The sequence below is a fragment of the Halomonas tibetensis genome (assembly GCF_042643535.1).
Taxonomy (GTDB): domain Bacteria; phylum Pseudomonadota; class Gammaproteobacteria; order Pseudomonadales; family Halomonadaceae; genus Halomonas; species Halomonas tibetensis.
Window position 1 is genome coordinate 85357 of the sequence record NZ_JBHRSQ010000018.1, and the last position, 25943, is coordinate 111299.

General features: G+C 57.8%; 27 protein-coding genes. 22 read left to right on the plus strand and 5 right to left on the minus strand.

The annotated features are described in order from the left end of the window. The first annotated feature begins 1 nt into the window (after position 1). The 5 genes from ACFODV_RS13770 (at position 2) to ACFODV_RS13790 (ending at position 5309) form a co-directional block, all read left to right on the plus strand. The gene (locus tag ACFODV_RS13770; RefSeq protein ID WP_379760391.1) at positions 2 to 1156 is read left to right on the plus strand and encodes an acyltransferase family protein; all 1155 of its coding nucleotides are present in this window, start codon (positions 2 to 4) and stop codon (positions 1154 to 1156) included. A gap of 232 nt (positions 1157 to 1388) precedes the next feature. Continuing rightward, a complete protein-coding gene (locus tag ACFODV_RS13775; protein WP_379760393.1) occupies positions 1389 to 2381 on the plus strand; it encodes a metal ABC transporter solute-binding protein, Zn/Mn family in 993 nt (330 codons plus the stop codon). Continuing rightward, positions 2381 to 3178 carry a metal ABC transporter ATP-binding protein gene (locus ACFODV_RS13780; RefSeq protein WP_379760395.1) on the plus strand — a complete coding sequence of 266 codons (798 nt, stop codon included), beginning with the start codon at positions 2381 to 2383 and terminating at the stop codon, positions 3176 to 3178. The genes ACFODV_RS13775 and ACFODV_RS13780 overlap by 1 nt, the downstream gene beginning before the upstream one ends. After that, on the plus strand, positions 3178 to 4389 hold the full coding sequence (locus tag ACFODV_RS13785) for a metal ABC transporter permease (RefSeq protein ID WP_379760397.1): 1212 nt from the start codon (positions 3178 to 3180) through the stop codon (positions 4387 to 4389). The genes ACFODV_RS13780 and ACFODV_RS13785 overlap by 1 nt, the downstream gene beginning before the upstream one ends. Then, on the plus strand, positions 4386 to 5309 hold the full coding sequence (locus ACFODV_RS13790) for a metal ABC transporter permease (protein WP_379760399.1): 924 nt from the start codon (positions 4386 to 4388) through the stop codon (positions 5307 to 5309). The genes ACFODV_RS13785 and ACFODV_RS13790 overlap by 4 nt, the downstream gene beginning before the upstream one ends. A gap of 26 nt (positions 5310 to 5335) precedes the next feature. Here the strand turns inward: ACFODV_RS13790 and ACFODV_RS13795 are convergent, their stop codons facing one another. Next, positions 5336 to 6241 (minus strand): cation diffusion facilitator family transporter, encoded by a 906-nt coding sequence (locus ACFODV_RS13795; RefSeq protein ID WP_379760401.1) that lies wholly within the window; start codon positions 6239 to 6241, stop codon positions 5336 to 5338. 123 nt (positions 6242 to 6364) lie between these two features. On the opposite strand from ACFODV_RS13795, the gene ACFODV_RS13800 reads away from it, so the two are divergent. Together ACFODV_RS13800 and ACFODV_RS13805 are read left to right on the plus strand one after the other, a co-directional pair. Further along, positions 6365 to 6646 carry a CDGSH iron-sulfur domain-containing protein gene (locus ACFODV_RS13800; RefSeq protein ID WP_379760403.1) on the plus strand — a complete coding sequence of 94 codons (282 nt, stop codon included), beginning with the start codon at positions 6365 to 6367 and terminating at the stop codon, positions 6644 to 6646. A gap of 35 nt (positions 6647 to 6681) precedes the next feature. Beyond that, positions 6682 to 7200, plus strand: a complete 519-nt coding sequence (locus tag ACFODV_RS13805; protein ID WP_379760405.1) for a GNAT family N-acetyltransferase — start codon at positions 6682 to 6684, stop codon at positions 7198 to 7200. Positions 7201 to 7207: 7 nt separating this feature from the next. Here the strand turns inward: ACFODV_RS13805 and ACFODV_RS13810 are convergent, their stop codons facing one another. Then, the gene (locus tag ACFODV_RS13810; RefSeq protein ID WP_379760407.1) at positions 7208 to 8797 is read right to left on the minus strand and encodes a BCCT family transporter; all 1590 of its coding nucleotides are present in this window, start codon (positions 8795 to 8797) and stop codon (positions 7208 to 7210) included. A gap of 219 nt (positions 8798 to 9016) precedes the next feature. Continuing rightward, entirely contained in the window at positions 9017 to 9676 is a 660-nt protein-coding gene (locus ACFODV_RS13815; RefSeq protein WP_379760409.1) for a CIA30 family protein, read from the minus strand. 191 nt (positions 9677 to 9867) lie between these two features. On the opposite strand from ACFODV_RS13815, the gene ACFODV_RS13820 reads away from it, so the two are divergent. Beyond that, positions 9868 to 10905 carry a GGDEF domain-containing protein gene (locus ACFODV_RS13820; protein WP_379760411.1) on the plus strand — a complete coding sequence of 346 codons (1038 nt, stop codon included), beginning with the start codon at positions 9868 to 9870 and terminating at the stop codon, positions 10903 to 10905. A 160-nt stretch (positions 10906 to 11065) separates the two neighbouring features. On the opposite strand, the gene ACFODV_RS13825 is transcribed toward ACFODV_RS13820, so the two are convergent. Continuing rightward, the gene (locus ACFODV_RS13825) at positions 11066 to 11488 is read right to left on the minus strand and encodes a DCC1-like thiol-disulfide oxidoreductase family protein (RefSeq protein WP_379760413.1); all 423 of its coding nucleotides are present in this window, start codon (positions 11486 to 11488) and stop codon (positions 11066 to 11068) included. 187 nt (positions 11489 to 11675) lie between these two features. On the opposite strand from ACFODV_RS13825, the gene ACFODV_RS13830 reads away from it, so the two are divergent. From ACFODV_RS13830 to ACFODV_RS13850, 5 genes are all read left to right on the plus strand, one after another. Beyond that, positions 11676 to 13913, plus strand: a complete 2238-nt coding sequence (locus tag ACFODV_RS13830) for an OsmC domain/YcaO domain-containing protein (RefSeq protein WP_379760415.1) — start codon at positions 11676 to 11678, stop codon at positions 13911 to 13913. A gap of 110 nt (positions 13914 to 14023) precedes the next feature. After that, on the plus strand, positions 14024 to 14893 hold the full coding sequence (locus tag ACFODV_RS13835; RefSeq protein ID WP_379760417.1) for a DMT family transporter: 870 nt from the start codon (positions 14024 to 14026) through the stop codon (positions 14891 to 14893). A gap of 101 nt (positions 14894 to 14994) precedes the next feature. Beyond that, entirely contained in the window at positions 14995 to 15597 is a 603-nt protein-coding gene (locus ACFODV_RS13840; RefSeq protein WP_379760419.1) for a LysE family translocator, read from the plus strand. A 363-nt stretch (positions 15598 to 15960) separates the two neighbouring features. After that, a complete protein-coding gene (locus ACFODV_RS13845) occupies positions 15961 to 16251 on the plus strand; it encodes a YkgJ family cysteine cluster protein (protein WP_379760421.1) in 291 nt (96 codons plus the stop codon). Between the two features lie 245 nt (positions 16252 to 16496). Beyond that, positions 16497 to 17222 carry an aspartate/glutamate racemase family protein gene (locus tag ACFODV_RS13850; RefSeq protein ID WP_379760423.1) on the plus strand — a complete coding sequence of 242 codons (726 nt, stop codon included), beginning with the start codon at positions 16497 to 16499 and terminating at the stop codon, positions 17220 to 17222. 192 nt (positions 17223 to 17414) lie between these two features. On the opposite strand, the gene ACFODV_RS13855 is transcribed toward ACFODV_RS13850, so the two are convergent. Beyond that, positions 17415 to 17741 carry a phage integrase N-terminal SAM-like domain-containing protein gene (locus ACFODV_RS13855; RefSeq protein ID WP_379760445.1) on the minus strand — a complete coding sequence of 109 codons (327 nt, stop codon included), beginning with the start codon at positions 17739 to 17741 and terminating at the stop codon, positions 17415 to 17417. Positions 17742 to 18067: 326 nt separating this feature from the next. Here ACFODV_RS13855 and ACFODV_RS13860 point away from each other — a divergent pair, with 326 nt between their 5' ends. The 9 genes from ACFODV_RS13860 to ACFODV_RS13900 all read left to right on the plus strand — a co-directional run bounded on the left by ACFODV_RS13860 (position 18068) and on the right by ACFODV_RS13900 (position 25666). Beyond that, positions 18068 to 18556, plus strand: a complete 489-nt coding sequence (locus ACFODV_RS13860) for a hypothetical protein (RefSeq protein WP_379760425.1) — start codon at positions 18068 to 18070, stop codon at positions 18554 to 18556. A 143-nt stretch (positions 18557 to 18699) separates the two neighbouring features. Further along, positions 18700 to 19593, plus strand: coding sequence for an HNH endonuclease (locus ACFODV_RS13865; protein WP_379760427.1), 894 nt, complete (start codon positions 18700 to 18702; stop codon positions 19591 to 19593). A gap of 82 nt (positions 19594 to 19675) precedes the next feature. Next, positions 19676 to 20578, plus strand: a complete 903-nt coding sequence (locus ACFODV_RS13870) for a restriction endonuclease (RefSeq protein ID WP_379760429.1) — start codon at positions 19676 to 19678, stop codon at positions 20576 to 20578. A 91-nt stretch (positions 20579 to 20669) separates the two neighbouring features. Then, entirely contained in the window at positions 20670 to 21668 is a 999-nt protein-coding gene (locus tag ACFODV_RS13875) for a hypothetical protein (protein WP_379760431.1), read from the plus strand. A 1244-nt stretch (positions 21669 to 22912) separates the two neighbouring features. After that, positions 22913 to 23476 (plus strand): hypothetical protein, encoded by a 564-nt coding sequence (locus tag ACFODV_RS13880; protein WP_379760433.1) that lies wholly within the window; start codon positions 22913 to 22915, stop codon positions 23474 to 23476. A gap of 29 nt (positions 23477 to 23505) precedes the next feature. Beyond that, on the plus strand, positions 23506 to 23787 hold the full coding sequence (locus ACFODV_RS13885; RefSeq protein ID WP_379760435.1) for a hypothetical protein: 282 nt from the start codon (positions 23506 to 23508) through the stop codon (positions 23785 to 23787). Next, positions 23784 to 24248, plus strand: a complete 465-nt coding sequence (locus ACFODV_RS13890; protein WP_379760437.1) for a hypothetical protein — start codon at positions 23784 to 23786, stop codon at positions 24246 to 24248. Before ACFODV_RS13885 ends, ACFODV_RS13890 begins: the two co-directional genes overlap by 4 nt. 123 nt (positions 24249 to 24371) lie before the next feature. Then, positions 24372 to 24773, plus strand: coding sequence for a GFA family protein (locus ACFODV_RS13895; protein ID WP_379760439.1), 402 nt, complete (start codon positions 24372 to 24374; stop codon positions 24771 to 24773). A 77-nt stretch (positions 24774 to 24850) separates the two neighbouring features. Then, positions 24851 to 25666, plus strand: coding sequence for a hypothetical protein (locus tag ACFODV_RS13900; protein WP_379760441.1), 816 nt, complete (start codon positions 24851 to 24853; stop codon positions 25664 to 25666). Positions 25667 to 25943: the final 277 nt, after the last annotated feature.

Sequence of the window (25943 nt, forward strand, 5' to 3'; positions counted from 1 at the left end):
GATGCAAGGCAGGGCAATCCGCTACCGACTCGTCGAGCGCGCGCAGCTGCCGCGAGCCGAGGGGCGTATCGACGCCATTGACCTGGCCCGCGGCATTGCTATCGCGCTGATGATCCTTAGCCATGCGGTGAGCGGGCTGATAGGCATTCGCCAGGTGCCCGACTGGGGAATGGTGCCTCTTCACCTGCTCACCAAGTTTTCTTCCTCGCTGTTTATCCTGGTATTCGGCATCGCGCTGGCCGTGGCCTTCCTGCCCCGAGTCGGCGAGCCGGGCTGGCCACGGCGTCGGCTCACGCTGATGCTGCGCGGGTTGGAGGTGCTGTTCTGGTACAAGGTGCTCACGGTGGTGGAGATGCTGCCGCTCTATGCGCCGGCGGATATCCTCGACACCCTGCTATACCAGCGCTTCCCGATCTGGGTCGAGATCCTTGGCTTTTACGCCATCGCCTTGCTCTGGCTGCCCTGGGTATTGCCGCTGTGGCGGCGTCTGCCGCTGTGGTCGCGGCTGCTGCTGTGGTCGCGGCTGCTGCTGCCGGTGACCATCGCCGTTGCCGCGGGATGGATGGAGCGGCACCTCACCTTCTGGGGCATCGAGCCGCTCAAGGCGATCCTGGTGGAAGACGCCGACCACTACACCTGGGGCCAGCTCTCCCGGCTACCGCTGGTGCTGCTGGGGTTGCTGGTCGGCGAAGCGCTGCTGCGCGGCTACTGGGAACCGGCGAGTCGGCGGAGGCTGCTGCTGGCCATCGCCGGCGCCGGCGGCGTGCTGCTGCTTACCTTCTTCGCCCTGGCCCTGGCGGCGGAGGGGGCCTCGGTACACGACGCCCTGATCGCGGTGTCGCGCAACGTTGGAAAACATCCTCCGGAGCTCGCTTTCATGATGTTCAGCCTGGGCGGGGCCTTGATCATCCTGGCACTCTGTCTGCAAGGCGGCGCGGCGGCGGCGCGCTGGCTAAGGCCGCTGACCCTGATCGGTGGCGACGCCCTCAAGGCCTTCGTCTTCCATATCGTGGTGATCTTCGGGGTCTTCCGCTACCTGCTGGAGGCCTGGCAGGTCTATGACTATCCCCAGGTGCTGGGCATCGGGATGGCGCTGGTGCTGGCCACCGCGGGCTGGATCGCCCTGACCCGATGGGTCGAAGCGCAGCGTGGATGAGGCGAGAGGCCCCGGGCCTGCTGTGTGAAGCCAGGACGTCGGATAGAAGACAGGACGTGGGATAAGTGATTCGGCAGTGTTCGCCCCGTGCGATACTGCATGCAGCCAGCCTATGGGACATCTAGCCGCGCTCGATTAGCATCCTGTGTAAATCGCGGTACCCTAGTACTCACCATATGGCCGTGCTGCGTTACCCGCATTGGCTCCCTACACGATCAGCAAGGAGCTTACCGTGTCACGACTGTATCGACTCATTCCCGCCCTTGCCAGCCTGCCTTTGCTGCTGGTGAGTTCCCTGGTCATGGGATCCTCCGCCAGCGCCAGCGCCAGCGAGCGTCTGCAACTGGTGGCCACCACCAGCATGGTAGCCGACGTGCTGCGCGAGGTGGGCGGCGAGCAGGTGGATGTGCGCGGGCTGATGGGACCCGGCGTCGATCCTCATCTTTATCGCCAGACCCGCAGCGACGTTACCGCCATGACCCGCGCCGATGCGGTGTTCTGGAACGGCCTCTATCTGGAGGCGCAGCTCGAGTCCTTCTTTGAGCGTCTGGGTGAGCGCCAACCGGTGATCGCCGTGGGCGAGGCGGTGCCCGAGGATGCACGTCTCGCCGATGAGGAGTATCCCGACCAGTACGACCCTCATGTGTGGATGGATCCGAGCCGTTGGCGTTTTGCCGTGGAGGCCATCCGGGATGCCCTCGCCGAGATGGCTCCCTCCCACGCCGACACCTTCACCGATCGTGCCGACGCTTATTTGAAGGAGCTCGAGGCGCTCGATACCTATGCCCGCGAGGTACTGGCAAGCGTGCCAGAAGAGAGCAGGGTACTGGTCACCGCCCACGATGCCTTCGGTTACTTCGGCGACGCCTACGGCTTCGAAGTGCTCGGCATCCAGGGCTACTCCACCGACAGCGAGGCCGGCCTGGCGCGTATCGAGTCGATGGTGAACCTGTTGGTGGAGCGCGAGATCGGCGCGCTGTTCGTGGAAACCTCCGTTTCGGATCGCAACGTTCGGGCGTTGGTGGAAGGCGCGGCCGCCCGTGATCATGAGGTGCGCATCGGTGGCGAGCTCTATTCCGACGCCATGGGGCCCGAAGGTAGCTACGAGGGCACCTGGATTGGCATGTTCGACCACAACGTCAGTCAGATCGCCATTGCCCTGGGCGGCAAGGTGCCCAAGGGCGGGCGCCTGGGCCGGCTCGGCCACCTCGAGGAGCTTCCCTGATGCCCGATGCCCGGCTCGACAAGGCCATCATCGCCAGCCCTCTGGCGATTCACGGCCTGACCGTGAGCTACGACCACCGCCCGGTGGTGCATTCGGTCGATTTTGTCACGCCACCGGGCAGTATGAGCGCCATCATCGGGCCCAACGGGGCCGGCAAGTCGAGTTTTCTCAAGGCGGCGCTGGGCATCACGCGACGCCTCACCGGTGACGTGCGGGTGCTCGGCAGGCCCTATGCCGAGATGACGCGCCACGTTGCCTACGTGCCTCAACGCAACAGCGTCGACTGGGACTTCCCCGCCAGGGTGATCGACGTGGTGGTCATGGGGCTGTTCCGCGACCTGCGCTGGTGGCAGTTCGGCGGTCGCGAGCAGCGCCGACGGGCAATGCAGGCTCTGACCCGAGTCGGGATGGAGGCCTTCGCTGAGCGTCAGATTGGTCAGCTTTCCGGCGGCCAGCAGCAGCGGGTCTTTCTGGCTCGGGCGCTGGTACAGGAGGCCGAGCTCACTATTCTTGACGAGCCCTTTGCAGGCGTCGATGCTGCCACCGAGACGGCCATTGTCGAAGTGCTCAAGTCGCTGCGCGACGAGGGGCGCACTCTGCTCTGCGTGCATCATGACCTGGCGACGGTACGTGACTATTTTGACCACCTGCTGCTGCTCAACGTGCGTCGCATCGCTGCGGGGCCGGTCGAAAAGGTGTTCACCGAGGCCAACCTGCAGGCTACCTACGGTGGGCGACTCAGCTCGGTGCAGCTTGCACGGCTGGTGGAGCCGGCCCTGGCGGCCGGGGGGCGCTGATGGAAACCTGGTGGCAGGCACTCACGTTCACCCTGGGCTATAACACCGGCGTTGTGACCCTGGGAGCGATGCTGCTGGCAGCCGGCGCCGGTATGGTTGGCACCTTCGTGCTGTTGCGCAAACGCGCTCTGGTCAGCGATGCCATCAGTCATGCGACCCTGCCAGGCCTGGCGCTAGCCTTCATTGTCGTGGGCTTGACCACCGGCGATGGCCGCTATCTGCCGGCGCTGCTGCTCGGCGCTGCTGCCAGCGCTGCGCTCGGTCTCTGGGCGGTTCAGGCGATCAGTGATCACACCCGGCTGGGAGAGGACGCCGCCATCGGTGCCGTGCTCTCTACGTTTTTTGCTTTCGGGGTGGTGCTGATCACCGTGATTCAGTCCATGACAGTGCTCGGGCAGTCGGGTCTGACCGGTTACCTGGTAGGTGCCACCGCGGGCATGCTCGCCTCCGAGGCCAAGCTGATTGCCGCCTGCGCCCTGGGGTTGCTGGCGGCGGTGCTGATGCTGCGCCGCGACCTGTTGCTGCTATGTTTCGATGCTGATTTTGCCCGCACCCAGGGTCTCAATACCCGGCGCCTGGACTTGGTGCTGCTGATGCTGCTGATGGCGGTGGTCGTGATCGGACTCAAGGTGACCGGGCTGATCCTGATCGTTGCCCTGACCATCATCCCCCCAGTCGCGGCGCGTTTCTGGACCGATCAACCCATGCACATGGTGGCACTGGCCGCGATGCTTGGGGCGCTGGCCGGCTACCTGGGGGTGACGCTGTCCAGCGTGCGCGAGGGTTTGCCTACCGGCGCGCTGATCGTGCTCTCTGCCTTCGTGCTCTTCCTTGTCTCCTTTCTGTTCTCTCCGCGCCGCGGTGTGCTGGCCTCGCTGCTGGCCTACCGTCGGCTGCGGCGACGGATACACCTGCGCCAGGGACTGCTCGCGCTGTGTCGCGATGAGCCAATTTTTGACGACCTGACTCTGGCCCTACTGCGCCGCCAGGGCTACATTCGCCGCGACGGCGTGGCGACCCAGGCCGGTATTATTGCCGCTAAAGACGCCGAGCATGAGGAGCGGCTCTGGTCGGTCTATCGGTCGCGCTATCCGGACGATGCGCTTCATCGCGAGCACGCGGGTCTGGTTCCCATCCATGAGGTGCTTTCGCCGGATGCGATCATGGCGCTGGAGACCCAACTGATGGGGCGCCGGGAGGTCGTGCGATGAGCGAGTTCATGATGTTCAGCCTGGTCCCGATGGCCGTGGCAGTCATCATCTCCATGACTTGCGCCCTGCTCGGCAACTTCCTGGTGCTGCGCCGGCAGAGCCTGATCGGCGACGCGATCAGTCACGTGGCGCTGCCCGGCATTGTGGTCAGTTTTTTGCTCACCGGGGTGCTGTCTTCCTCGGCGATGATGCTGGGTGCCGGCGTCTCTGCATTGGTCACGGTGGGCATGATCGAGCTGATTCGCCGGCTAGGCCGAGTGGAGGCGAGCGCCGCCATGGGAGTGGTATTCACCAGCCTGTTTGCGCTGGGGGTACTGCTGCTGGAGTGGCATGGCGCCAGCGGGGTGCACCTGGACGTGGAGCATGCTCTCTACGGCAACCTCGAGAGTCTGATCTGGTTTGATGGCACGAGTCTTGCCGCGCTGGTCGACCCGGTGGCCCTGGCCGATCTGCCACCCCAGCTGGGCCGTGCCGCCTGGGTGGGTCTGGTGGTGGTCATCATGCTGGTGGTACTACGTCGCCACCTGGTACTGGGCAGCTTCGACCCAGAGTTTGCGGCCAGCGTCTCAGCTCGCCCGGCGCTGGTTGACCTGGTGCTGGTCACCCTGGTGGCGATTGCCGCCATCGCCGCCTTCGAAGCGGTCGGCTCGATTATCGTCATCGCCATGTTCATCTGCCCGGCGGCGGCGGCGCGGCTGATGACCAATCGGCTCGACCACCAGGTTGCCTGGAGCCAGCTGTTCGCTGTGGTGTCGGCGGTGATCGGCTATCTGCTGGCCGGTCATGGTCCCGGCTGGCTGGGTTTTGAGGCCTCGGTCAGCGCTGCCGGTATGATTGCCACCGTGGCAGGTCTGATCCTGCTGTTGGCATGTTTGCTGGGACCTCGCCGGGGACGTATCGGGGCCACCGTGGCCGGTTAGGGTCCTCTTGCTGCGCTGGGCCGTGCCTAAGCCCACCGTTCATTGGCGGTGAAGGCCACGGTAAACCAGCGCTTCTCCGGCGGTATGGAGAGTCCGGCGCTAATCTGTTCGCGGATCTCGTCGAGCACTGCGATCCCCTGGCCCTGTCCGAATTCAGGGGTGGTGACGATATGGATCTCGATGAAGTGGCCGCGGCCGGATTTGGCCACGTGGCTGTAGTAGGTGAGCAGCCCCTCGCGGGCCATCACCGGCGCCATGGCGGCGTGCACCTCGCGGTCGACCTCGCTCGGCGCCATGAGGAAGATCTCGCGCATCGCGCGGCGCACGATGCCCAGCGGCACCGGCATGAAGCAGACGGTCAGCACCATCAGCAGCAGGGAGTCGATGTAACGGGTCAGATGCGCCCAGGCGGTGTCCTGCAGCAGCAGGGCGATGGCGAAGCCCAACAGCAGGGCGGTGGTTATCAGCGCCGCCATCAGCCATCCCTGGATGTCGATGCGCACGAACTCGGAGTCGGCGCGGCGATTGAGGCGCTTCTGGTAGATCACCATGGTGTAGCAGGTGATCGCCACGACCACCGCATAGGCGATGGCGATATCGAAGTTGAGTTCGCGGCCGCCCTCCATCAGCCCTTGGGCGGCGTTCAGGAAAGCGTAGAAGCACAGCAGCATCAGAATGGCGCCGTTAAGCGCCGCCACCAGTGGCTCCAGGTGCCAGTAGCCGTGCTGGAAACGCTGGCTGGCCTCGCGAATGGCGAGCCGCGCCACCACCAGCGAGAGGCCGGACATGGCCGCATCGATGGTGGAAAAGACGCCGTCGAAAAGTATCGACTGTGACCCGGCGAGCAGGCCAAAGGTGACCCCCAGGCTGGAGACCACCAGAGTGACGAGGATGGAGACTTTGAGGGCGCGTTGTTCGAGGGTGGCCTGCATGAGGGTTCTCTGATTCGAAAAGCCTTCCATGATAGCCCAGCCGTTGAGTCGATCGCGATTGCCAACATCGCCGATGCTCATACAGACTGGGTCTATCATCCCTCTTTTTGCCAGGAGCCCGTCATGAATCAACCGATCATCGCCGACAACCAACCGAAGCAGGTGTCACTGGAGGAAGGCAAGAAATATGCCTTCTGCGCCTGTGGCCATTCGCAGACTCAGCCCTTCTGCGACGGCTCCCATAAGGGCACGGGATTTAGCCCCAAGGTCTTCGTGGCCGAAGAGGGCGGCGAGGCCTACCTCTGCCAGTGCAAGCAGACCGGTAACACGCCCTGGTGCGACGGCACCCACAAGCAGTTCGCGAAGGAACAGGTGGGCAAGGCGGCTCCGGGGCCGCAGGGGTGAGCCCCTCCGCGACGAAGCCGCCGGCGGCAAGCGTCGTGCCACCCCGACTCGAGGAAGAGGGCAAGGTGCGCCTGGAACGCTTGCCTCCCAGCTCCCCCCACGTGCTGAGACTGGCCCGCTGGGAGTTCCAGCAGTGGAGTCACCTCAACCCTGAACGACGTCTGGACGAGGCCCTCTTCTGCTTTCGTGAGCAATGTGGTCCCGGCGGTGTGCCCTCAGTGTTCATCGCCCTGTGCGAAGATACTCCGGTGGGCATGGCCAGCCTGATTGCCGATGATATGCACGACCGTCCGGACCTCACGCCCTGGCTGGCGTCGGTCTACGTAGTACCCGCCTGGCGCGGGCGAGGCATCGCCTCGCGGCTCGTGCAGCGCGTGGAAGAAGAGGCCAAAGCCCACGGCATCGAGCAATTCCACCTCTTTACGTCTGACCGGCAGACGCTCTACCGGCGCCTGGGCTGGCACGCGTTGGAAGAGTGCGTCTACCGCGGCGAGGCAGTGACGCTTATGGTCAGGAAGCTGCCGCCCACCGCCGACTGTGCAGAACCTGCTTAGGCCTGGATCATTCAGCCTTGGCGCTGGCCGTTGCGTTCGTGGCGATGATGCCCTGTTCGCGCGCCAGGGCGTAGGCGGCTCGCGGCCCGGTCCACAGGGTGGGTAGCAGGATCAGCGACACGGGAATCGCCGTGATCACGATGAACTGCTGCAGCACGCCGATCTGCCCCGCGCCCATATAGAGCAGTATGCCGGCCATCAGCGCCATGGCGATGCCCCAGAAGGCGCGCACCAACGGGCTCGGCGCATCGTGGCCCGTACACACCACGGCGATGGCGTAGCTCATGGAGTCGCCGGTGGTAGCCACGAAGATGCTCGTCAGCAGCAGGATCGCAAGGGCCATCAGGGTGCCGCCCGGCAGCGCCTGAGCCACGGTGAGAGTCGCTACGTCGAACTGGAAGTTGTTGAGCGCCTCGGTGAGGTCGATCGCGCCAGTCAACTGGTAGTGGATACCGGAGCCCCCCAGCAGGGTGAACCAGATCGCGGTGGCTACCGGCGCCATCACCGCCACGGCGAGAATCATTTCGCGAATCGTGCGCCCGCGGGAGATGCGCGCCACGAAGATCGCCATCAACGGCGCGTAGCCGATGAACCAGGCAAAGAAGAACACCGTCCACCACTGCATCCACCAGGCGGGGGCCGTCTCTGCGGTCATGGTGGCCATGGCGAAGAACGACGACAGGTACTCACCAAAGCCCTGGCTGAAGGCGTTGACTAGGAATAGGGTCGGACCGGCCACCAGGATCACCGCGGCGATGGCCAGCGCCAGGAAGACGTTGAAGCGCGACAGGACCTGGATGCCCTTGTGGATGCCGGTCATCGCCGAGGTGACGTAGACCGCCGCCAGCAACACCAGGATGCCGAGCTGGGTGGCGTAGCCCTGGCTGACACCGAACAGCTCATGCAGGCCGAAGCTCACCTGGGTCGCAAGAAAGCCGATCGGGCCGACGGTGCCTGCCACTACTGCGATGACGCAGCAGGCATCCACCACGCTGCCCAAGGGACCCTTCATGAGGCGCTCGCCGAATATCGGGTAGAGCAAGGTGCGCGGCTGCAGCGGCTGACCTTTCACGTAGTGGGCATGGGCCAGCACGATGGCAGACAGAGAGCCCAACACCGCCCAGGCCAGGAAGCCCCAGTGCATGAACGACTGCGCCAAGGCTCCGGCCACGGCCTCGGCGGTGCCCGCCTCGGTGTCGAAGGCCGGCGGGGTGACCACGAAGTGATAGACCGGCTCGCCTGCGGCGAAGAAAACGCCGCCCCCGGCTAGCAGGGTGCACATGATCATCGACAGCCACTTGAAGGTGCCGATCTGTGGGCTATCCAGATTGCCGACCCGTGCGCTCGCAGCCGGCGAGATGGCCACGCCCATGGCGATCACGAAGGTCAGCAGCAGTAGAAGCTGGAAGTAGGTGCCGAGTGTGGCGGCCGTCCAGGCGAAACCGGCGCCGATACTGTCGGCCACCAGGTCGATATCGAACAGCGATAGGCCAACGAAGGCCACGATGAAGCCGACTGTCAGCAGCAGCACGATGGGGTCGCCCAAGCGCGACAGCGCCGAGCTCCCGCTAGAGGAAGGGGTGTTCTGAGAAGACATCAGGATGCTCTAGTTGCGGAGAGTGATTGCGCCGATGGGCCATGGCGCCGGCTAGAGCGATGAAATGATAGCAATGTTCTACCTAAGTCTAAAGTCCGGCTCGCGCCGTCCCTCCTGGCAGCAGTCCGCGTCCATTGGTGTGGCCAATGCCATAGGGGCATCGTGCCAAGTGACTGAAGTGAAGAAGTGTTGGTTCGTCGAAGACAAACAATACCTGCATCAAAGCGTCTCGAGCCGCGCGACTTCCAGTCGGAAGGGGCCAGCCTGACGGTCGACGATCATCAGCCCTACCTGATCAACCCCCGCGGGGTCGATAGGGGGGATGCCCTCCAGCAGTCGGCCGCGAAACATCGGCTCGAAGTCGCGCCAGGAAAGCGCAATGCGCTGCCATTCGCCGACGGCGGGCTGGAAGCTTGCTCGGTAGGCGGCACCCTGCGGCAGCTGGTCGGTATAGAGGCGCAGCTGGTAGGTGCGGCCATCGCCGCGCACCTGGAGCCCCAGGCCCGGCGCGTCGCTCAGGTCGAAGGCTTCGGGGTCGCGGCGCACCGAGGCAAAACCGCCGTTGTTGGCAAGCGACGTCTCGCCGCTGAAGACGCCAACGCCGGCCTCCACTCGCATGCCGCCCTGGGAGATGCCGCCCATCACGTTATCGTTGATGGCGCGCCAGCGGCGCGATTCGTCGGGATCCTGGAAATCGATCAGGTAGGTCATGGGCTCACCTTGTAGCGCGTTGTCTGCCGTTCCCTCGGTAACGGCCTGCGTTATCACGTTAACGTGAGAATCGCGGTGGTGGCCATCGGCGACTGCCATGCCCATCATCGAGATGCCCGCCACGCCGGCAACGGCCAGTATCCGGTTGGTCAGGTGCCATCGCTTCATAAACGGTTCCTTATGGACATGCCTACCGTCGGCCCAGCGCCGCCGATAATGCCCAAGTCGTGTTCAATCGCTGGCCACTATATATATGTAACTATTGTGTTTCATGATAAAAATGATGCCAGTGGCCAGACATCCTGATCATCCATCGACTCGGCTAACCTTCCCGAACACTCGACCGACGAGAGAGTGCAATGTCCGATCAAAACCCGTTGCCACCGCTGGAGTGGGATTCCCAGGGGGTTCAGATCCAGGGATTCTCCGCCGGCCTCTACCAGATCGAGTGGCTGCTGGTCACCGTCGTCATCCTCTACCTGGTGATCATGGGTCTACCCGACGAGGGGGGCCTGGGCGTGCTGGCGGCCACCTTCGCCTATTTCGGCTTCAGCCTGCTGGCCAGCCGGCTGCGCTTCTTCGGCGAAAGGCAGCGCTGGCTGCTGGCCATTCACACCTGGGCCATGATCGGCTTCATCACCTGGTTTCTCTACAATACGGATGGCGTGACCGGCCCGTTGGCGAGTCTCTACCTGCTGGCAGTCGTCACCAGCGCCCTGACCCTGGGGGTCGTGGTCACGATGCTGGAGGTGGCCGCGATCGCGGCCTGCCAGCTGCTGCTGCTCCATCTCCTGGGGACCGACCTCCTGACCATCGCCAACTTGGCACCGGTCGGCACCAGCATCTTCGCCCTGCTGATCGTCGGCTACCTTACCGCGTCACTGGTCCATGCCATCCATGTCTCCAACCGGACTCTGTTGCAGATGGCCAGCCGGGATCCGTTGACCGGGCTGTACAACCGTCGCGCCTTCGACGAACTGATCAAGCCGATTCATCAGATGTCCAAGCGTTCGCAGCGCCCCTACTCGGTGATCGCCATGGACATGGACGGTTTGAAGCGTATCAACGATACCGAGGGTCACAGCGCCGGTGACCAGGCTATCCGTGACCTGGCGCAACGGCTGATGGAGTGCAAGCGCAGCAGCGACGTCCTGGCCCGCTATGGCGGCGATGAGTTCGTGATGCTGCTTCCCGAGACAGATGCAGTGGGAAGCAAGAAGATGATGCAACGTCTGATCAATGCTGTAAAAGACGACAAGCTGTCCATCAGTGTGGGGTTAGCAGCTTATCCGGAACACGGCAACGCGTTCGAGGAACTGCTCGACCAAGCCGACAGTGCCATGTACTTCAGCAAGGCCTCTGGCGGCAATCGTGTGTCGGTCAAGGCCGTGAGCTGAGCAAGGTGTTTGCAACGTGGCGAGCGGTCGAAAGACGCGACTACTCTTGTTGCTTAAACTCTGGATTCAGGAAGAAAGGAGGTGCCGAATCCTTCGGTGACACGCTCGGAATCGTGGGCAAGGCGTCATCGCCTGCGGTGGTGCGCGACGCCGATATCGCTCACCGGCGCAGGTTGTCGATGGGCGGGATGCGGCACAGGCGCAGCAGGCCATTGCGACAGGCCTTGAGCCAAGGGTAGAGGCGGGCGGCGCGCCGGGGGCTGGCGAACAGGCGATACATCAGCCGGTTGAACACGCCGCTTCGCGTGCCGAGCAGGCTGAGGCGATGCAGGGCCTCGCTGCCGTGATACCAGCGGTCGCCGACCTGCAGGGCGAACCCCTGGTCCAGGTCGATACCCCGGTCGCTGAGCTCGCGGCGTGCCTCGCTGTCCTGGCGCCCGTCGATCAGCTCGAGCTCGCCGACGTCGCGACGAATGCGCTGCCAGCGCACATAGCGCCGACATATCGGGCAGTCCCCATCGTAGACCAGCCGCAGATTGGGGCGGGCCTCGTCTGGCGCCGGGTAATCGTTCGGTCGTGACAAATCGTGCTTCCTCCGCGCTGCTGTTCTTCAGCCTCGCATGGTGGTCTTCATGCCGTCCATTCACGTCGCCGGTCCCGCTTGCGAGACCGGCGAGTTTTTGCCCACTTGCCCAAGACGCAGCCCGGAAAAAGCTGGATAATGGCGGGTTTCGCTTTCGCCCCCTGAATCTACACCCGGTGCTCCGTCCATGGAAATCAAGGTCAACTATCTCGACAACCTCCGGTTGGAGGCCAAGTTCGACGACTTCACGGTCATCTCCGACCAGCCCATCCGCTACAAGGGTGATGGCTCGGCGCCTGGGCCGTTCGACTACTTCCTGGCGTCGTCGGCCATGTGCGCGGCGTACTTCGTCAAGGTGTACTGCAACGCGAGAGACATCCCCACCGAGAACATCCGGCTGTCGCAGAACAATATCGTCGACCCGGAGAACCGCTACCAGCAGATCTTCAAGATCCAGGTCGAACTGCCCGAAGACATCTCCGACAAGGACCGCCAGGGCATCCTGCGCTCCATCGATCGCTGCACCGTGAAGAAGGTGGTGCAGGCCGGCCCCGAGTTTCAGGTCGAGGCGGTGGAAAACATCGACGGAGACGCCCAGGCGCTGCTGATGGGCGTGCCGAAGGGTGGGGCAACAGGCGAGTTGAATGGCGAGAACGGCACCTGGATCGAGGGCAAGGATCTGCCGCTGGAGCAGACCATCGCCAACATGTCGGCGATTCTGGCGGAACTGGGCATGAAGATCGAGATTGCCTCCTGGCGCAACATCGTGCCCCACGTGTGGTCGCTGCACATTCGTGATGCCGCCTCGCCGATGTGTTTCACCAACGGCAAGGGTGCCACCAAGGAGAGCGCACTCTGCTCGGCGCTGAGCGAGTTCATCGAGCGCCTGAGCTGCAACTTCTTCTACAACGACCAGTTCTTCGGCGAAGCGATCGCGGGCAGCGAGTTTGTCCACTACCCGAACGAGAAGTGGTTCATGCCGGGGCCGAACGATGAGCTGCCTGAGGAAATTCTGGACGACCACTGCCGGGGGATCTACGACCCGGATGGCGAGCTGTGCGGCTCGCACCTGGTTGATACCAACTCCGGCCGGGTGGATCGCGGCATCGTCTCGCTGCCGTTCGCGCGCCGCTCGGACGGCGAGACGGTCTACTTCCCGTCGAACCTGATCGAGAACCTCTACTTGAGCAACGGCATGAGCGCCGGCAACACCCTGGCCGAGGCCCAGGTGCAGTGTCTGTCGGAGATCTTCGAGCGGGCGGTGAAGAAGCAGATCATTCAGGAGGAGATCGCGCTGCCGGACGTGCCCCAAGAGGTGCTGGCGCGCTATCCCGAGCTGCTCGAGGGAATACGCGCGCTGGAGGACCAGGGCTTCCCGCTGCTGGTCAAGGATGCCTCTCTGGGCGGCCAGTTTCCGGTGGCCTGCGTCACCCTGATGAACCCCAGGACAGGAGGGGTGTTCGCCTCCTTCGGCGCGCATCCCAGCTTCCATGTGGCGCTGGAACGCAGCCTCACCGAACTGCTCCAGGGGCGCAGCTTCGAAGGGCTGAACGACTTCCTGCCGCCGACCTTCAACTCCCAGGCCGTGGCCGAGCCCAATAACTTCGTCGAGCACTTCATCGACTCCTCGGGTCTGGTTTCCTGGCGCTTCTTCAGCAGCAGGGCGGACGTCGACTTCTGCGAGTGGGATTTCTCCGGTAGCGGTTCTCGAAGTACGGAGGAAGAGGCCGCGACCCTGTTCGGCATCCTCGAGGAGATGGGGCTTGAGACCTATCAGGCCGTCCATGAGGACCTGGGCGCCCCGGTATGTCGCATTCTGGTGCCGGGCTATTCCGAGGTCTATCCGGTGGAGGATCTGGTCTGGGATAACACCAACATGGCCCTTGACTACCGCGAGGATATCCTCAACCTGCATCGTCTGAGCGATGACGCGCTTGCCGACCTGGCAGGGCGCCTGGAGGAGAGCCAACTCGACGATCAGATGGATATCATCACGCTGATCGGCATCGAATTCGACGAGAACACTGCCTGGGGCCAGCTCACCATCCTCGAGCTGAAGCTCCTGATCCACCTGGCGCTTGGGCAGCACGAGGAGGCCCTGGAGCGGGTCGAGATGTTCCTGCAGTTCAACGACAACACCGTCGAGCGCAACCTCTTCTACCGCGCGGTGCAGGCGGTGCTCGAGATCGTGCTGGACGACGAGCTGGAACTCGACGACTTCCGCTATCACCTCGGCCGCATGTTCGGCGAGGCGACCCTTGAGGCGGTGGTGGGCTCGGTGCAGGGCACGGTGCGTTTCCACGGCCTGACCCCCACCAGTATGGGGCTGGAAGGGCTCGATCGGCACCAGCGCTTGATCGACAGCTACCGGAAACTGCACGCCGCCCGCGCCGCCAGGGCGGGCATGCGCGCGCCGGGGGCCTGACCCCGCGACGCAACGGCCCGAGGCCATTGCCGCGAGCGGCACTCCCATCAAGCCCCGAGCCGATTGCCCGTCGCCTCGGGGTTTTTCGTCCCATGCCAAAAGGAGGTCATATGGCAAGATTCAGCACGACGTTCGTGGTGTTGGCGGCGCTATTCTGGGGGCTGGCCGGGGGCATCGGCGGCATGCTGATAGCCGACGGCTGGGACCCGCTCGTGGTGTCGTTCTACCGGGGCGCGATAGGGCTTCTCTTCGTGCTGGCCTGGCTCGTGCTAAGCCCCCACGGCAGCGGGTTGGCCAGTCATCGATTATGGTTCTGGTCGGTGATCGCCGGGCTCGGCGTGGCCGGCAACTTCACCTTCTATTTTGTGAGCATCGACCAGGGCAGTGTCGCGGTGGCGGCGACGCTGATGTACTGCGCGCCGGTGTTTGTTTTTCTCGTGTCGTTCGCCATCGGCCTCGAACGGCCCACGCTGCTGAAGTGGGCCGCGATTGTCATGGTCATGTTGGGTATCGTGCTACTGACGCGAATCTACGAGGTGGGGGCGGACAGCGTGACTCCCCTCGGCGTCGCCGCCGGGCTGCTTGCCGGGCTGTCCTATGCAACTTTTATTTTCGGATTCAAGTACGCGGCACCCTATGGCAGTCCCCAGGCCATTCTCGTCGTCGCGTTCGCTACCTTCTCCGCCATACTGGTCTGGCTGGGTGACGCCGACCAAACGTTGTCGGTGCTCAGCACCTCGAGCTGGCCACTGTTCGCCGTGCTGGGGGTCGTGGGCGCAGGCGTGTCGTTCATTCTCTATGTTGTGGGGCTGAACGATACCTTGCCGGCCGTAGCCGCCATTGTGGCCATGGTCGAGCCGGTCACGGCGTCGCTGTTCGGGGTCGTGGTGCTGAGTGAAAGCCTGACCGCGATCCAACTGGTCGGCATGGGGCTGATTCTGGTCACGGTGACGACGCTCAGCGTTTCTTCCAGCGCTTGATCAAGGCTGTGCTCTTGTGCGGCGACAAGCACACTGTTTCACTTTCACTGCCACTCGACCCGATCATCCTCACTCGACCATCCACGAATGGATTCAACGATATGGAAGCCTTGGCGTTCCTCGGTCCCGCTGCCCTCTACATGATCTCCATGACCATCACGCCAGGCCCCAACAATGTGATGCTGACCGCCTCCGGGGCTAACTACGGCTTTCTACGGACACTGCCGCACATGTTCGGCATCCTGGGCGGTTGCTTCCTGCTGTTTTCCGGCATCGCCCTGGGGTTGGGCCTGCTCTTCGAACGCTACCCGATGGTGCAGACCACCCTGCGGATCGTGGGCAGCGGCTACCTTCTCTATCTGGCCTGGCGCATCGCCACGGCGCCGCCGCCGGATCTGCGACGGCGCGGCGAGGGGCGCCCGCTCAGCTTCTGGCAGGCGGCGGCCTTTCAGTTCGCCAACCCCAAGGCCTGGGTGATGGGGCTGGCGCTGATGGCGGGCTTTCTGCCCAGCGGAGGTGACACCCTGGTCAACGCGCTGCTGCTGGCCGGTTTTGCCGAACTGGTGGCGCTGCCCTGCATCGCTCTCTGGGCGGGCTTCGGCACGGCCATCGGCCGCTGGATCGACACGCCCCGCGCCTGGCGGATCTTCAACGGCGTGATGGGGGCGCTCACCGCCGCCTGCGTGGTCTTTATCCTGGGCTGATCGGCCATAAGCTTCCACGCCGATCGGGCGGTGGAAGCGGCACTTGCGACCAAATTCGACTTTGCAGCCCTCCATGGGCTGGCATAGGCTCAAGGTGCCGAATTTCCAAAAGGCTTCAATCAAACGTTCGCTGTGATTTCGGGAGCATCAAGCCCAAGTGGTGCATTGAGATATCCAATTAACAGGGCGCAGCAGTTCTCGGCCTATGCTCACCGCACGCCCTTTGCGTGGCTCCTTTGTCGCCACTTCAGGGTCGTCGCTGGTCCTTGGCGTTCTGGCTATCAAATGTAGTGGGTCGTGAATTTAGACAACTTAGGTCAAATTGAAGTAGTATGCTGAAAATTTCGCTGAATGAAGACATTCATGACTATTCCTATTAAAGATGTAACTCACCCTGAAGTTTCTTGTTCAAATTGCCGGGCTTGTTGCTGCCGCTTAGAAGTCATGATTATTTCGGATACCGGTGTGCCAGAGCAGCACATCGCATTCGATGAATGGGGTGGGGAAACTATGCTGCGGTTAGAGGATGGTTGGTGTTCAGCTGTAGATCGAGAAACGTTTATGTGCACGATTTACGAAAATCGACCCTGGATTTGTCGAGAGTTCGAAATGGGCTCTTATGAATGCCTGGATGAAAGGTCTGAGTTAAAATAAAAAGTTTGGTATATAAATAAGTATATTATTAGCCATAGCAATCGGATCAAGTGGGGCTATCAGCGGATGGCGCCCTCAATGTAAACCAGCGTCTGTGATTGTGGTTATTCAATGAACTCTGGCAGCAAAACCTGGGCATTGCGAAGATCAAGGTCGAACGCGTTTGTCGGAACCCGAACTCGGATGAATGCTGGGTGCTGCTGGCAGCCTGCGTAATCTTTATCCAGGGGTGAGAGGAGAGACAGATGAAGACGATAGGGCTGATCGGCGGCATGAGTTGGGAGTCGACCCAGACCTACTACCGGTTGATCAATCAGCAGGTAAAGGCGCGGTTGGGTGGGCTGCACTCCGCCCGGCTGGTGCTCTACAGCGTGGACTTTGCCGAGATCGAGGCACTGCAGCACCGCGGCGACTGGGCGGCAACGGCGCAGATTCTCGCCACGGCGGCCATGTCCCTGGAAGCGGCCGGTGCCGACTTCCTGGTGCTCTGCACCAACACCATGCACAAGGTCGCCCCACAGCTTGAGCAGGCCGTGGCTATCCCCCTGCTGCATATCGCCGATGCCACCGCCAACGCGCTTCATCGGCAGGGCGTGATTCGGGTGGGGCTGCTGGGCACCCGCTTCACCATGGAGCAAGCCTTCTACCGAGAGCGCCTGGAGGCGCAGGGCATCAAGGTGCTGATTCCCGATGCCGCCCAGCGCGAGCGGGTGCACGCCGTCATCTACGACGAGCTTTGCTGTGGTGAGATCCGCGCGGATTCCAAAGCCGCCTATCTGGAGATTGTCGACTCACTGGCCGGGCAGGGTGCCCAGGGCGTCATCCTCGGCTGCACGGAGATCGGGCTCCTGATCCAGGCTGACGATACGGACGTGCCACTCTTCGACACCACCGCCATCCACGCCGAACAGGCGGTGGAGGCCGCACTTGCGACCAAATTCGACTTTGCAACCCCACACAGGCTCACCTAGGCTTTGCTAATGCACAGCTCGCAGAGAGTCAGGAAGGCACAGCGCGACACCCAAGGACTATCGCATGGATGGCGGAGGTCATCGCAACATGCCCAGGTAGGGGCGGTAGCGTACCCAATGACCTCGACGCCCCCTCACTTAAAGGGCTCCTTGTCGTTCCAGGTCGATATTCCGGACACGTAGCCGACATACTTAAATGAGCCGCAGCCCCGAGCCATACATCAAGGTGGCCGTCGGGTGCATGGGGCCGGACAGTTGGCTCAACACGCGCATGACATCCTCGTGAGAAAGCACCACCGGAAGCCGGCGAGGGCGCTTGGCACGCGAGAACTCTCCGATATCTCCCAAGGGCTGGTCAAGTACGTGCCGATAGAGGAACACAAGGGCATTCAGCGCCTGATTCTGCGTGGCCGCCGCTACCCGGCGTTCCACTGCCAAATGTTCCAGGAAGGCGCGTACCTCCGCTCCGCCCATGCTGGCGGGATGACGGACTCCGTGGAAGCGAATGAAATAGCGAATTCAGTATCAGTAGGTCTTCTCGGTGCGAGGGCTGTAGCGTTTCACCCGCAGGGTGGCTCTGACCCGGTCCATCAGCTTCGGCGGTTTGCTGTGCGTATCCATACTCCCATCCTCTCAGTACATGGATGTACATACAGTATTATTGGCGCTGGCAAAACGCGCAAGCGTGCGAATTATGCGTAGGTGGCCAAGGTTTCCTTTGGGTGTCATGAAATCAAAGGGTTAGCTGAAGAAAGGTTACGCTGATAAGATTGTTGAACGCGCATGCTCGTTCAAGTCAATAAACGAGCGCGCTGTCTAATACCTGTTATGCAGGGAAGTAGATAATGGAATTGAGTCAGGCGATTATTAGCGGAGCATTCGGCATCGGTGTTGCCATTGTGACCTGGTTGCTGTCTGGACTTCGGGAACTAGGTGTCAGTAAGCGGGAAGCGCGAAAGCAAAAACAGGAGAAATTGGAGTCTCTTTATGCCAAAACAATAGCCCAATTGGAAATGTTGCTCCGACTGACAGAGTCTGGCGATAGCTACGACCAGATTAAGCGAGAGCTGTCGGATAATAACGGAATGCTGCGGCTTCTAGCCAATGAGCCAGTGAACAGCCAACTGGAAAAAACATCCGGACTCATTTATAGCTGGTCAACCCTTTACCGAAAGGGTGCACCCAAAAAGATGGGAGGGGATATGGCTATGATTACGAGTGAGGACTCAAAATACAGCCAGCAGGCGAAGGATCTTTATCCTGAGGTGAACCAAGCAATCGTCGAGCTTATAGGTCTCATGAAAACGCATATTGCTGCGTTTGACAATGCATAACCATGCCAGTCACGGCGACGGTTTTTACATTGCGGCTTCGCCTCCATTACAAAACCGCGCGTGCTGAGCGGCGTTAACAGGATAAACTATGACCATCGATGAGCGTCTTGCATTCTTCAACACGAACTTTGACCTGATAGCATATGGGTGTTATTCGAGGGGGGGGAAAGGTGCTTATCGCTGACGGAGAGGAGCGGTTGTGCCGTTTCTGTCGCAAAGATAAGAGCGAGACAAGCTTTAGTAACGAATCGCACGCTATACCAGAATGCCTAGGAAATCATCAGTTGATTCTTTTAGATGAGTGCGATTCGTGCAATAAATTCTTTTCAGAAAAACTAGAGGATCATCTTGATAAATTCACAAAGCCTTTTCGAGTTGCTGGACAGATATCTGGAAAAAAAGGAATTCCAAACTACAGGACTAACAACAAAAAGAATAGAATTGAATTTAACGACTTTCCAACTATAAAGTCCCAAATTGATGAAGAGTTCTTTGTTGTTGATCACGAAAGAAAAGAAATAACTGTAAAGCTTCACCAAGAGCCCCATATACCCTTGGCTGTATATAAAGCCACTTTAAAAATAGCTTTATCAATTATCAAAGAAAGAACTGAGATAGATGCGTTTAGGCATACCATTGACTGGCTCTTGAGCCCGGATTTGACCCTTTCCGTCATTAAGCCCGCCATTCTAATGCACGCATTTGTTCCAGGTCCAAGGCCAACAAACGGCGTGGCTGTTTCTCTTTTCCGAAGAAAAGCGGACGTTTCAGATGTTCCTTATTCAATTTTTGTGATTGCATTTGGTAACGCGGTATTTCAATTGATTGTGCCATCCCATATTGATGATGGTCGAACTATTTCATGCAAGATTCCATTTTTCCCATCGCCTTTTGAGTTTATTGGTTGGTCTTATGGCGACTTGAAATTTAGTTCCTCAGATCTTTCAGGCACTCAAAAGGTAAGTAAGGAATTTCCCATAGTATACAGTTTTGACAAAATCGTTGAGGCTGATCCGCAAACTGGTGAGCCATGTTAACAATTTGCTGCACACGGAAAAATTACTCGCTGCGCTCCTAATTTTCCGGTGAGCAAGGCGTTATACGAATAAGGAAAACTAGATGGCGATTCCAGACTTTCAGAGCATCATGCGTCCCATGCTTGAGCACTTGACGGACGGAAAGGTCCGTAAGAATCGCGAAACTAACGAATTCTTGGCTGAACACTTTCAGCTGTCGGAGGAGGAGCTTTCCGAGATGTTGCCGAGTGGATACGCAAAGCTCTTCGACAATCGGATCGGGTGGGCGAAAACCCATTTGAAAGGCGCGGGCCTTATTGAGTCGCCGGCCCGTGCCAAGTATCGAATAACTCAGCGAGGGCTGGATGCCCTTTCACAAACTGATCAGCCAATCAATCTCGCCTATCTGAAACAATTCGACGAGTACAAAGAATTCCAATCCGGATCGAAAAACGAACAGCCAGAAGAACCGGAAATCTCTACCGATGAATTAACCCCGTTAGAACATATCGAATTTGGTTACCAGAAAGTCAGGGATGAGTTAGAGCTCGAATTGATTCAAAAGGTCAAATCAGGATCGCCAGCATTTTTTGAACGTGTCGTGGTAGAACTTCTGGTCGCCATGGGTTACGGCGGTTCCAGAAAAGATGCTGGTCAAACCATTGGAAAGTCTGGTGACGGTGGAATCGACGGAGTTATAAAGGAAGATCGGCTCGGGCTTGATGTGATCTACCTCCAAGCAAAGCGCTGGGAAGGCACTGTAGGTCGTCCGGAGATTCAGAAATTTGCCGGTGCCCTTCAGGGCCAAAGAGCAAAGAAGGGGATTTTCTTGACGACCTCGGGGTTTAGTGCGGAAGCGAATCAGTACGCTTCCTTTATAGATTCCAGGATCGTCCTTATTGATGGAGAGACACTCGCCGGTCTTATGATTGATGCCGGCATTGGCGTATCCAAGGTTGCAACATATTACGTCAAAAGACTGGACTCAGACTACTTTGAGGAATAATTCGTATAACAATGCATTCAACTCGGACGCCGGCAAAGCCGGCGCCGGTTAATGCAAACGTTATGAGCTACTAAATAAAGGAGTACTTTAGATGTCTGGAATAATTGTTGATCAGAATAATGATGAAAAAGGGGAGGTAGTTAGCGTCGCGGATCAGCCCGTCAGCATGAAAGTAATCCAAAGTATCTATAATGAAATTACTGGGAAAACTGAAAAGATTGGGAAATCACTGAGCGATGATCACGATATTGATATCGGTGCATTAAAACAACTGAACATCAAAATTAACCAGATGCTCGAACAGTACAATATCGTTAGCAAGAATTGCTCAGTTACTTTATATCACGTCGATGATTGCAAGAATCAATATAGCTCCTTTGAAAGATTTGAGCTGTATGATTCAAGCTCAATGAGCCCATGTGAAAATATTCAGTTGGAATACAATTTTTTAATCGTTCTACCAGAAACAAAAAAACCTCAATCTTACAAGATAATAGTCAATCTCCACTCACGGGTTGCCCTAAAGCTAAAAGCTGAATCTGAACACGGAATAAGCCGGAGATTCTTAAGAATAGTCGCTAGGCGAACGGGGCAATACGATATTGAATATGTCGATTATACGGTTGCCAGAAACTTCCAAACAGCAATAGATCAATGGTATGCGTCCGTAGTTAAAGGCAAAGAAAATAAGATCATCCAGCTGCTGCAAGATAAATCAGAACATTTTTCGTCTATATTTAGGATTCTTACAGTTGCTATCGTATCTTTCGCTATTGTTAATAACGCGGAAAGCCTAATCGGCGAATCGCCGACGCTCCAATCCGTTTTTTTAGGGGGAATATTTAGCTTTAGTTTAATATATCTCTTAGGAATGATTGCGCTCAAAATTGGATCTTTCACTGAAAGATCGATTGACGTGCACCAGGCAACGTCGGGACTTAGACTAAACATGGGAGATAAAAGGGCATTTGAGAACTTCGATAAATCTAATTCAAAGAGCATAAAGGGTGCGGTTTGGTCTACCGTCCTAGTCATAGCTATAAATATATTTTCCACATACCTGTCATCATTTCTGGCCTTTGGCTCATAACAAAGCCACCAAATTGACCGCCTTCCGCTGCGCTTCAAGCGGCAATTTATGATGGCGTTACACGTATCAAAATAGGTGAATATGGACGTTTTATTTGAGCCTGCGGTATTGGTAAGTCTCGTCATTACCCTTGTGGTTGCCATGCTCTCGAAGCGGCTTTCTATACTCGGCGAATACCTGATTGCTCACATTTCACTCATTCCGGGCAGGTTTCGTGAGCGTCTGAGGGTGAAAAGATGGAGATCAAGGAGGAATCTGATAGAAATTGCTCGGGGGCATCACCGCGTAACTTTGAGTATTGTTCGGACCTATGCGCTGCTCCTCGTCTTTCTCGCCGTTTTTGCCGTCTATCTATTGCTAATCGTATTAGGACCACTCAAAGGAATCGGTCAGCTCCCATTCAGCGTGCAGGCTCTCATCTCCTCTCCAATCTACATCACTGAAATACTATGGCTTGTGCAAAGGGAGCGGATGTTTAACCTCGTGCGTGTTGCACAGAACCGTGTAACCAATCGCTCAAGTACGTTCCGGCCATCTGGGCCTCCACCGGACGCGCTTAAGCGCGCCGCTTAGCTTGGCGTTAGCGTCAGGGAGCGCTTGCTGTGATTTTAACGAGACGAAATCTAATCATGCTTGGGCTGGCTTGCGCCTTTTTCACCTTCGGGTCCGCAAAAGGTGTCGCGTCCGTAGTTAGCGATCCGCAATACTATGTCCGTGCCGTTGTCGTAGAAATCGCGCCTGACCGAGTCGGGTTGCATACCGTCAGCTTCATAATCAAGGAGCTGGTAGAGAGGCAAGAAAAATATGGGGGATACAGCTCGCCAAACGCTCTCCCCATGGAGATTTCAAAGGAAGATTCGCATATCCTTCAAATAACGCTCAATCCTCGCGTGAGCGTTAAGCCGGGCGATATTATCGTGGTTGGCGTTATCCATGGATCGAGTATGGGTGAGAGCGAACCGGTACCGTGGATCATGTTTGCTCAACCGTACCTTGAGGATGGTACTCCCATCGGCCTCTATTATAGATCACAAAATTGATGCGGGGCGATGAAGGCTAACATGGAAATGATCGCTAACAAGCCAAATGCAGCCGACGCCAAAAGTCGGCGCGGCTGATTTGCGGCGTTATAAATAATTGGTAGGTTGCTTCAAATGAAAATAATTGGCTTTCTAGTGATAGTCTTTATATGTCTTATGGGGTCTAAATTGGTCTGGGAAAGTTGTAACCCAAGCGGTATCCTGATGCCCAAGCTTGAGCCACAAAAATCTGCAGGTTGCATCGCGTTCATTCAGGCTGATCTTGCTGGAAAAAATCAATTAGATAAAGCTCGTGTCCATGAGTTTATCATCGATATTCTTGATGCAGATATGGACTCATTAGAATTTATGAATCTAAAAATATCCAGCATTATAAGCTTGTTAGAGTCGTCAAAACTAATGAATGTTTATGCCGATTATATTATCAGGTTAAATGAATCAAAGCTTCAAAAATCACAAGTAAGGCAAGAGGCGCTTGCGAAGCTATTTGTTTTGGAAACACCTTTATTTTTAGAAGTAATAAAGTCGAGAAATACGTCTGAGCAGGAGATCATCATCGATAATCTGGCCTTTGGTATTGCGAGCCTATTTTATCCCCATATTAACCAAGAAAATTTTCGAAGAAAGATGGTAGGGGAGTATTGGGAGCTATTGAAGTCACCGGTTTACCCAGATTTACAAAATAAAATTGAGACCTCTATTCTTGGTGTAATATTTGGTAAGACGAAAAGAAGTTATAACAAGGCATTGCAGCGTACAATTCGCTGATTGTCGCGCCAGGCGGTTTTAGAATAGTTATGAAACCAATCCATGTAAAAATAGCAAAAATCATTGCAGGGTTAATGCTGACGGTTTTTGCAAGCATAGTTGTTTACAAGGCAATTTCTTTTGACGTCGTTCATAGTCGTGGTCATTCATATAGCCTCGCGGATAGCCCTGAATCTTTTTACTTTATTGTTGGCATACACATTCTAATGATACCAGCAGGTTTTTTTTGGTCGTTCAAGGTTGGCGAGATGAAAGTTACTAAAACACTAAATGGTTACCTAACAAGCGGCTGCACCGGACAAACACTATGAAGCGATTCTGGCCCCTACTTCTGATTGTTGGCGGTCTGCTGATCGTAATTGCGGGATTCTTGTATAAGCTATTCTATGGCGGAGCATGGGGATACCTGGATCCGACGCCAGAGCTGATGGCAAGCGTTGCGTTTCATTCCCGCATCGCTTTGGGACTCTTTTGGTGTGGAGTTGCCGTCTTCCTTGTTGGATGGGTAGCCGGCATTCGGCGATTCTGGCCTCTATTTCCCATTATCGGCGGTTGCCTGCTGGCGTTGGGGGGCTTCATCTTCGCCGCGGCGTTTTCTGGCAGACCAGAATTGGTGGAGTTTGTACGCATCGCCCACAACGCGACCATAGTGGGCTGGCTTGGTATTCTTGTCTTCCTTTTCGGAGTGGTTTCTGGTGTCATTCGTCTTGTTACCCGGAAACCATCCGAAAATCAAGGCAAGTCGCAAGATCAGTCGTTGCCCTCTCCATGACGCGCCTCACCAGGCGCTCAAGTTTGTTCCCGGCCTGGCGGCCGTCCACCGGACGGCCCTGTCGGGCCGAAGCTTAGCTATTCGTTATGTGTGCGTCACCTGCAGGCCATAGAAGGGAATCCTATGACTAAGCACGTTGGTTCTTGCCTGTGTAGCACAGTGAGATTCGAGGTCCATGGGGACTTCGATAGCTTTTACCTGTGTCATTGTGAGTATTGCCAAAAAGATACGGGATCTGCTCATGCAGCAAATTTATTTTCGCAGTCAGCTAAACTGACCTGGCTGGCGGGTGTAGATGCTGTGACTTCCTTTACGCTTCCAGGTACTCGCCACAATAAAAGCTTCTGTAGATCGTGTGGTTCAGCATTACCAAGCATCCAACTTACAGACCTGCTCGTTGTTCCTGCAGGGTGCTTGGATACTGAAGTCTCTATGTCGCCAACTGCGCACATCTTCACATCGAGCAGAGCGGTTTGGGACGCGGCGATTGGTGACGTGCCAGAGTTCGAGGGCCTGCCAGAGTAGGCTAAGATCACATAACCAGTGGTTGTTGGCGGACGCACCTTCGCTGGCGCTCCGGCACGCCGCAAAGCCAGGTCGTTATGTATCTGGTAAAGTTTGTGCGTTATCCCGTTAACCTGTTGATGAAATCTATGTTGAAATTCACAACAAGATTATTTTCCGTGGCGACCTTTTTCATGATGTCTGCATCACTGAGTGGCTGCGGTCTATTCAGTGATGCTGATGAAAAGTTTCTCTTCGGTGACACCAGAAAGCCTGATGCATTGGAATACGAATACCGCGCTTTGGCTAATGAGCTTCATTCCACCAAGCCATGCTATCTGATTCATCCGCAAAGCTTGAGTAGAGGAGGATTCGGCCCTGTCGGGAATCAGGTATCACTGCTGAGAAGCCGCTGCTTTGCCGCAGTTGCTGAGAGCTCCGGAGACGAGCGACTCTGCGATAAGGTTCGATCGGCCAGCACGCTGTTTTCCTCGGGGGCAAATCTGAATGCAGAATCGTGCCGCCGAACGGCACGCCTCAACCACGATAGAAGGATAAAAAGCGTGGTTTCTTATCGCCTGGACGTACCGCAAATCGTCTCTCTATCGGGTTATGACGAGGAAGAGATTGATGCCTATCTGGTTTCTGAAGGACGGTTTTCCAGCCTGGAGGTAGCGATGCGTTATCGACGAGACCAATCTTCTACCTATTGGAACGAGGTGAAGATGACGCTTCTTCACACAGAGGAGTTTTTCGATAGGATTGTTCACATGCCTGGATTCGGGACAAGCGACGATCAGCGTAAGATGAATGCCCTGGGATGGAATCCTCGGCAACAGAGGCTTTGGACCCCACCGGATGAGCGCACGCATTCAGCGCCAGAAATCAGATTGCCTGCACAATCGGAAGGATAACGGTGACTGAGCGGGTTTGTTCAGAGCGTAAAAATACATAACCCAGTCATGCAGCCGACGCTCGCTCAGCACGCAGCGGATGGCCGGCTTCGGGCTCTATAGGAGCAGTTGATCCTTACTGAAAACGCTTTCAAGGCTTTCGTGATTTTTGGCTCTTCGTCGTTGGGTGTGGAATTCGCCCCCTGAGCTGGGCCAGGATATGACCTCCACCTGGACAGGAGGCATGGCATGGACGGCACCCAGATTATGACCCTCGGCCTGGGCCTGGAAGCGCCCT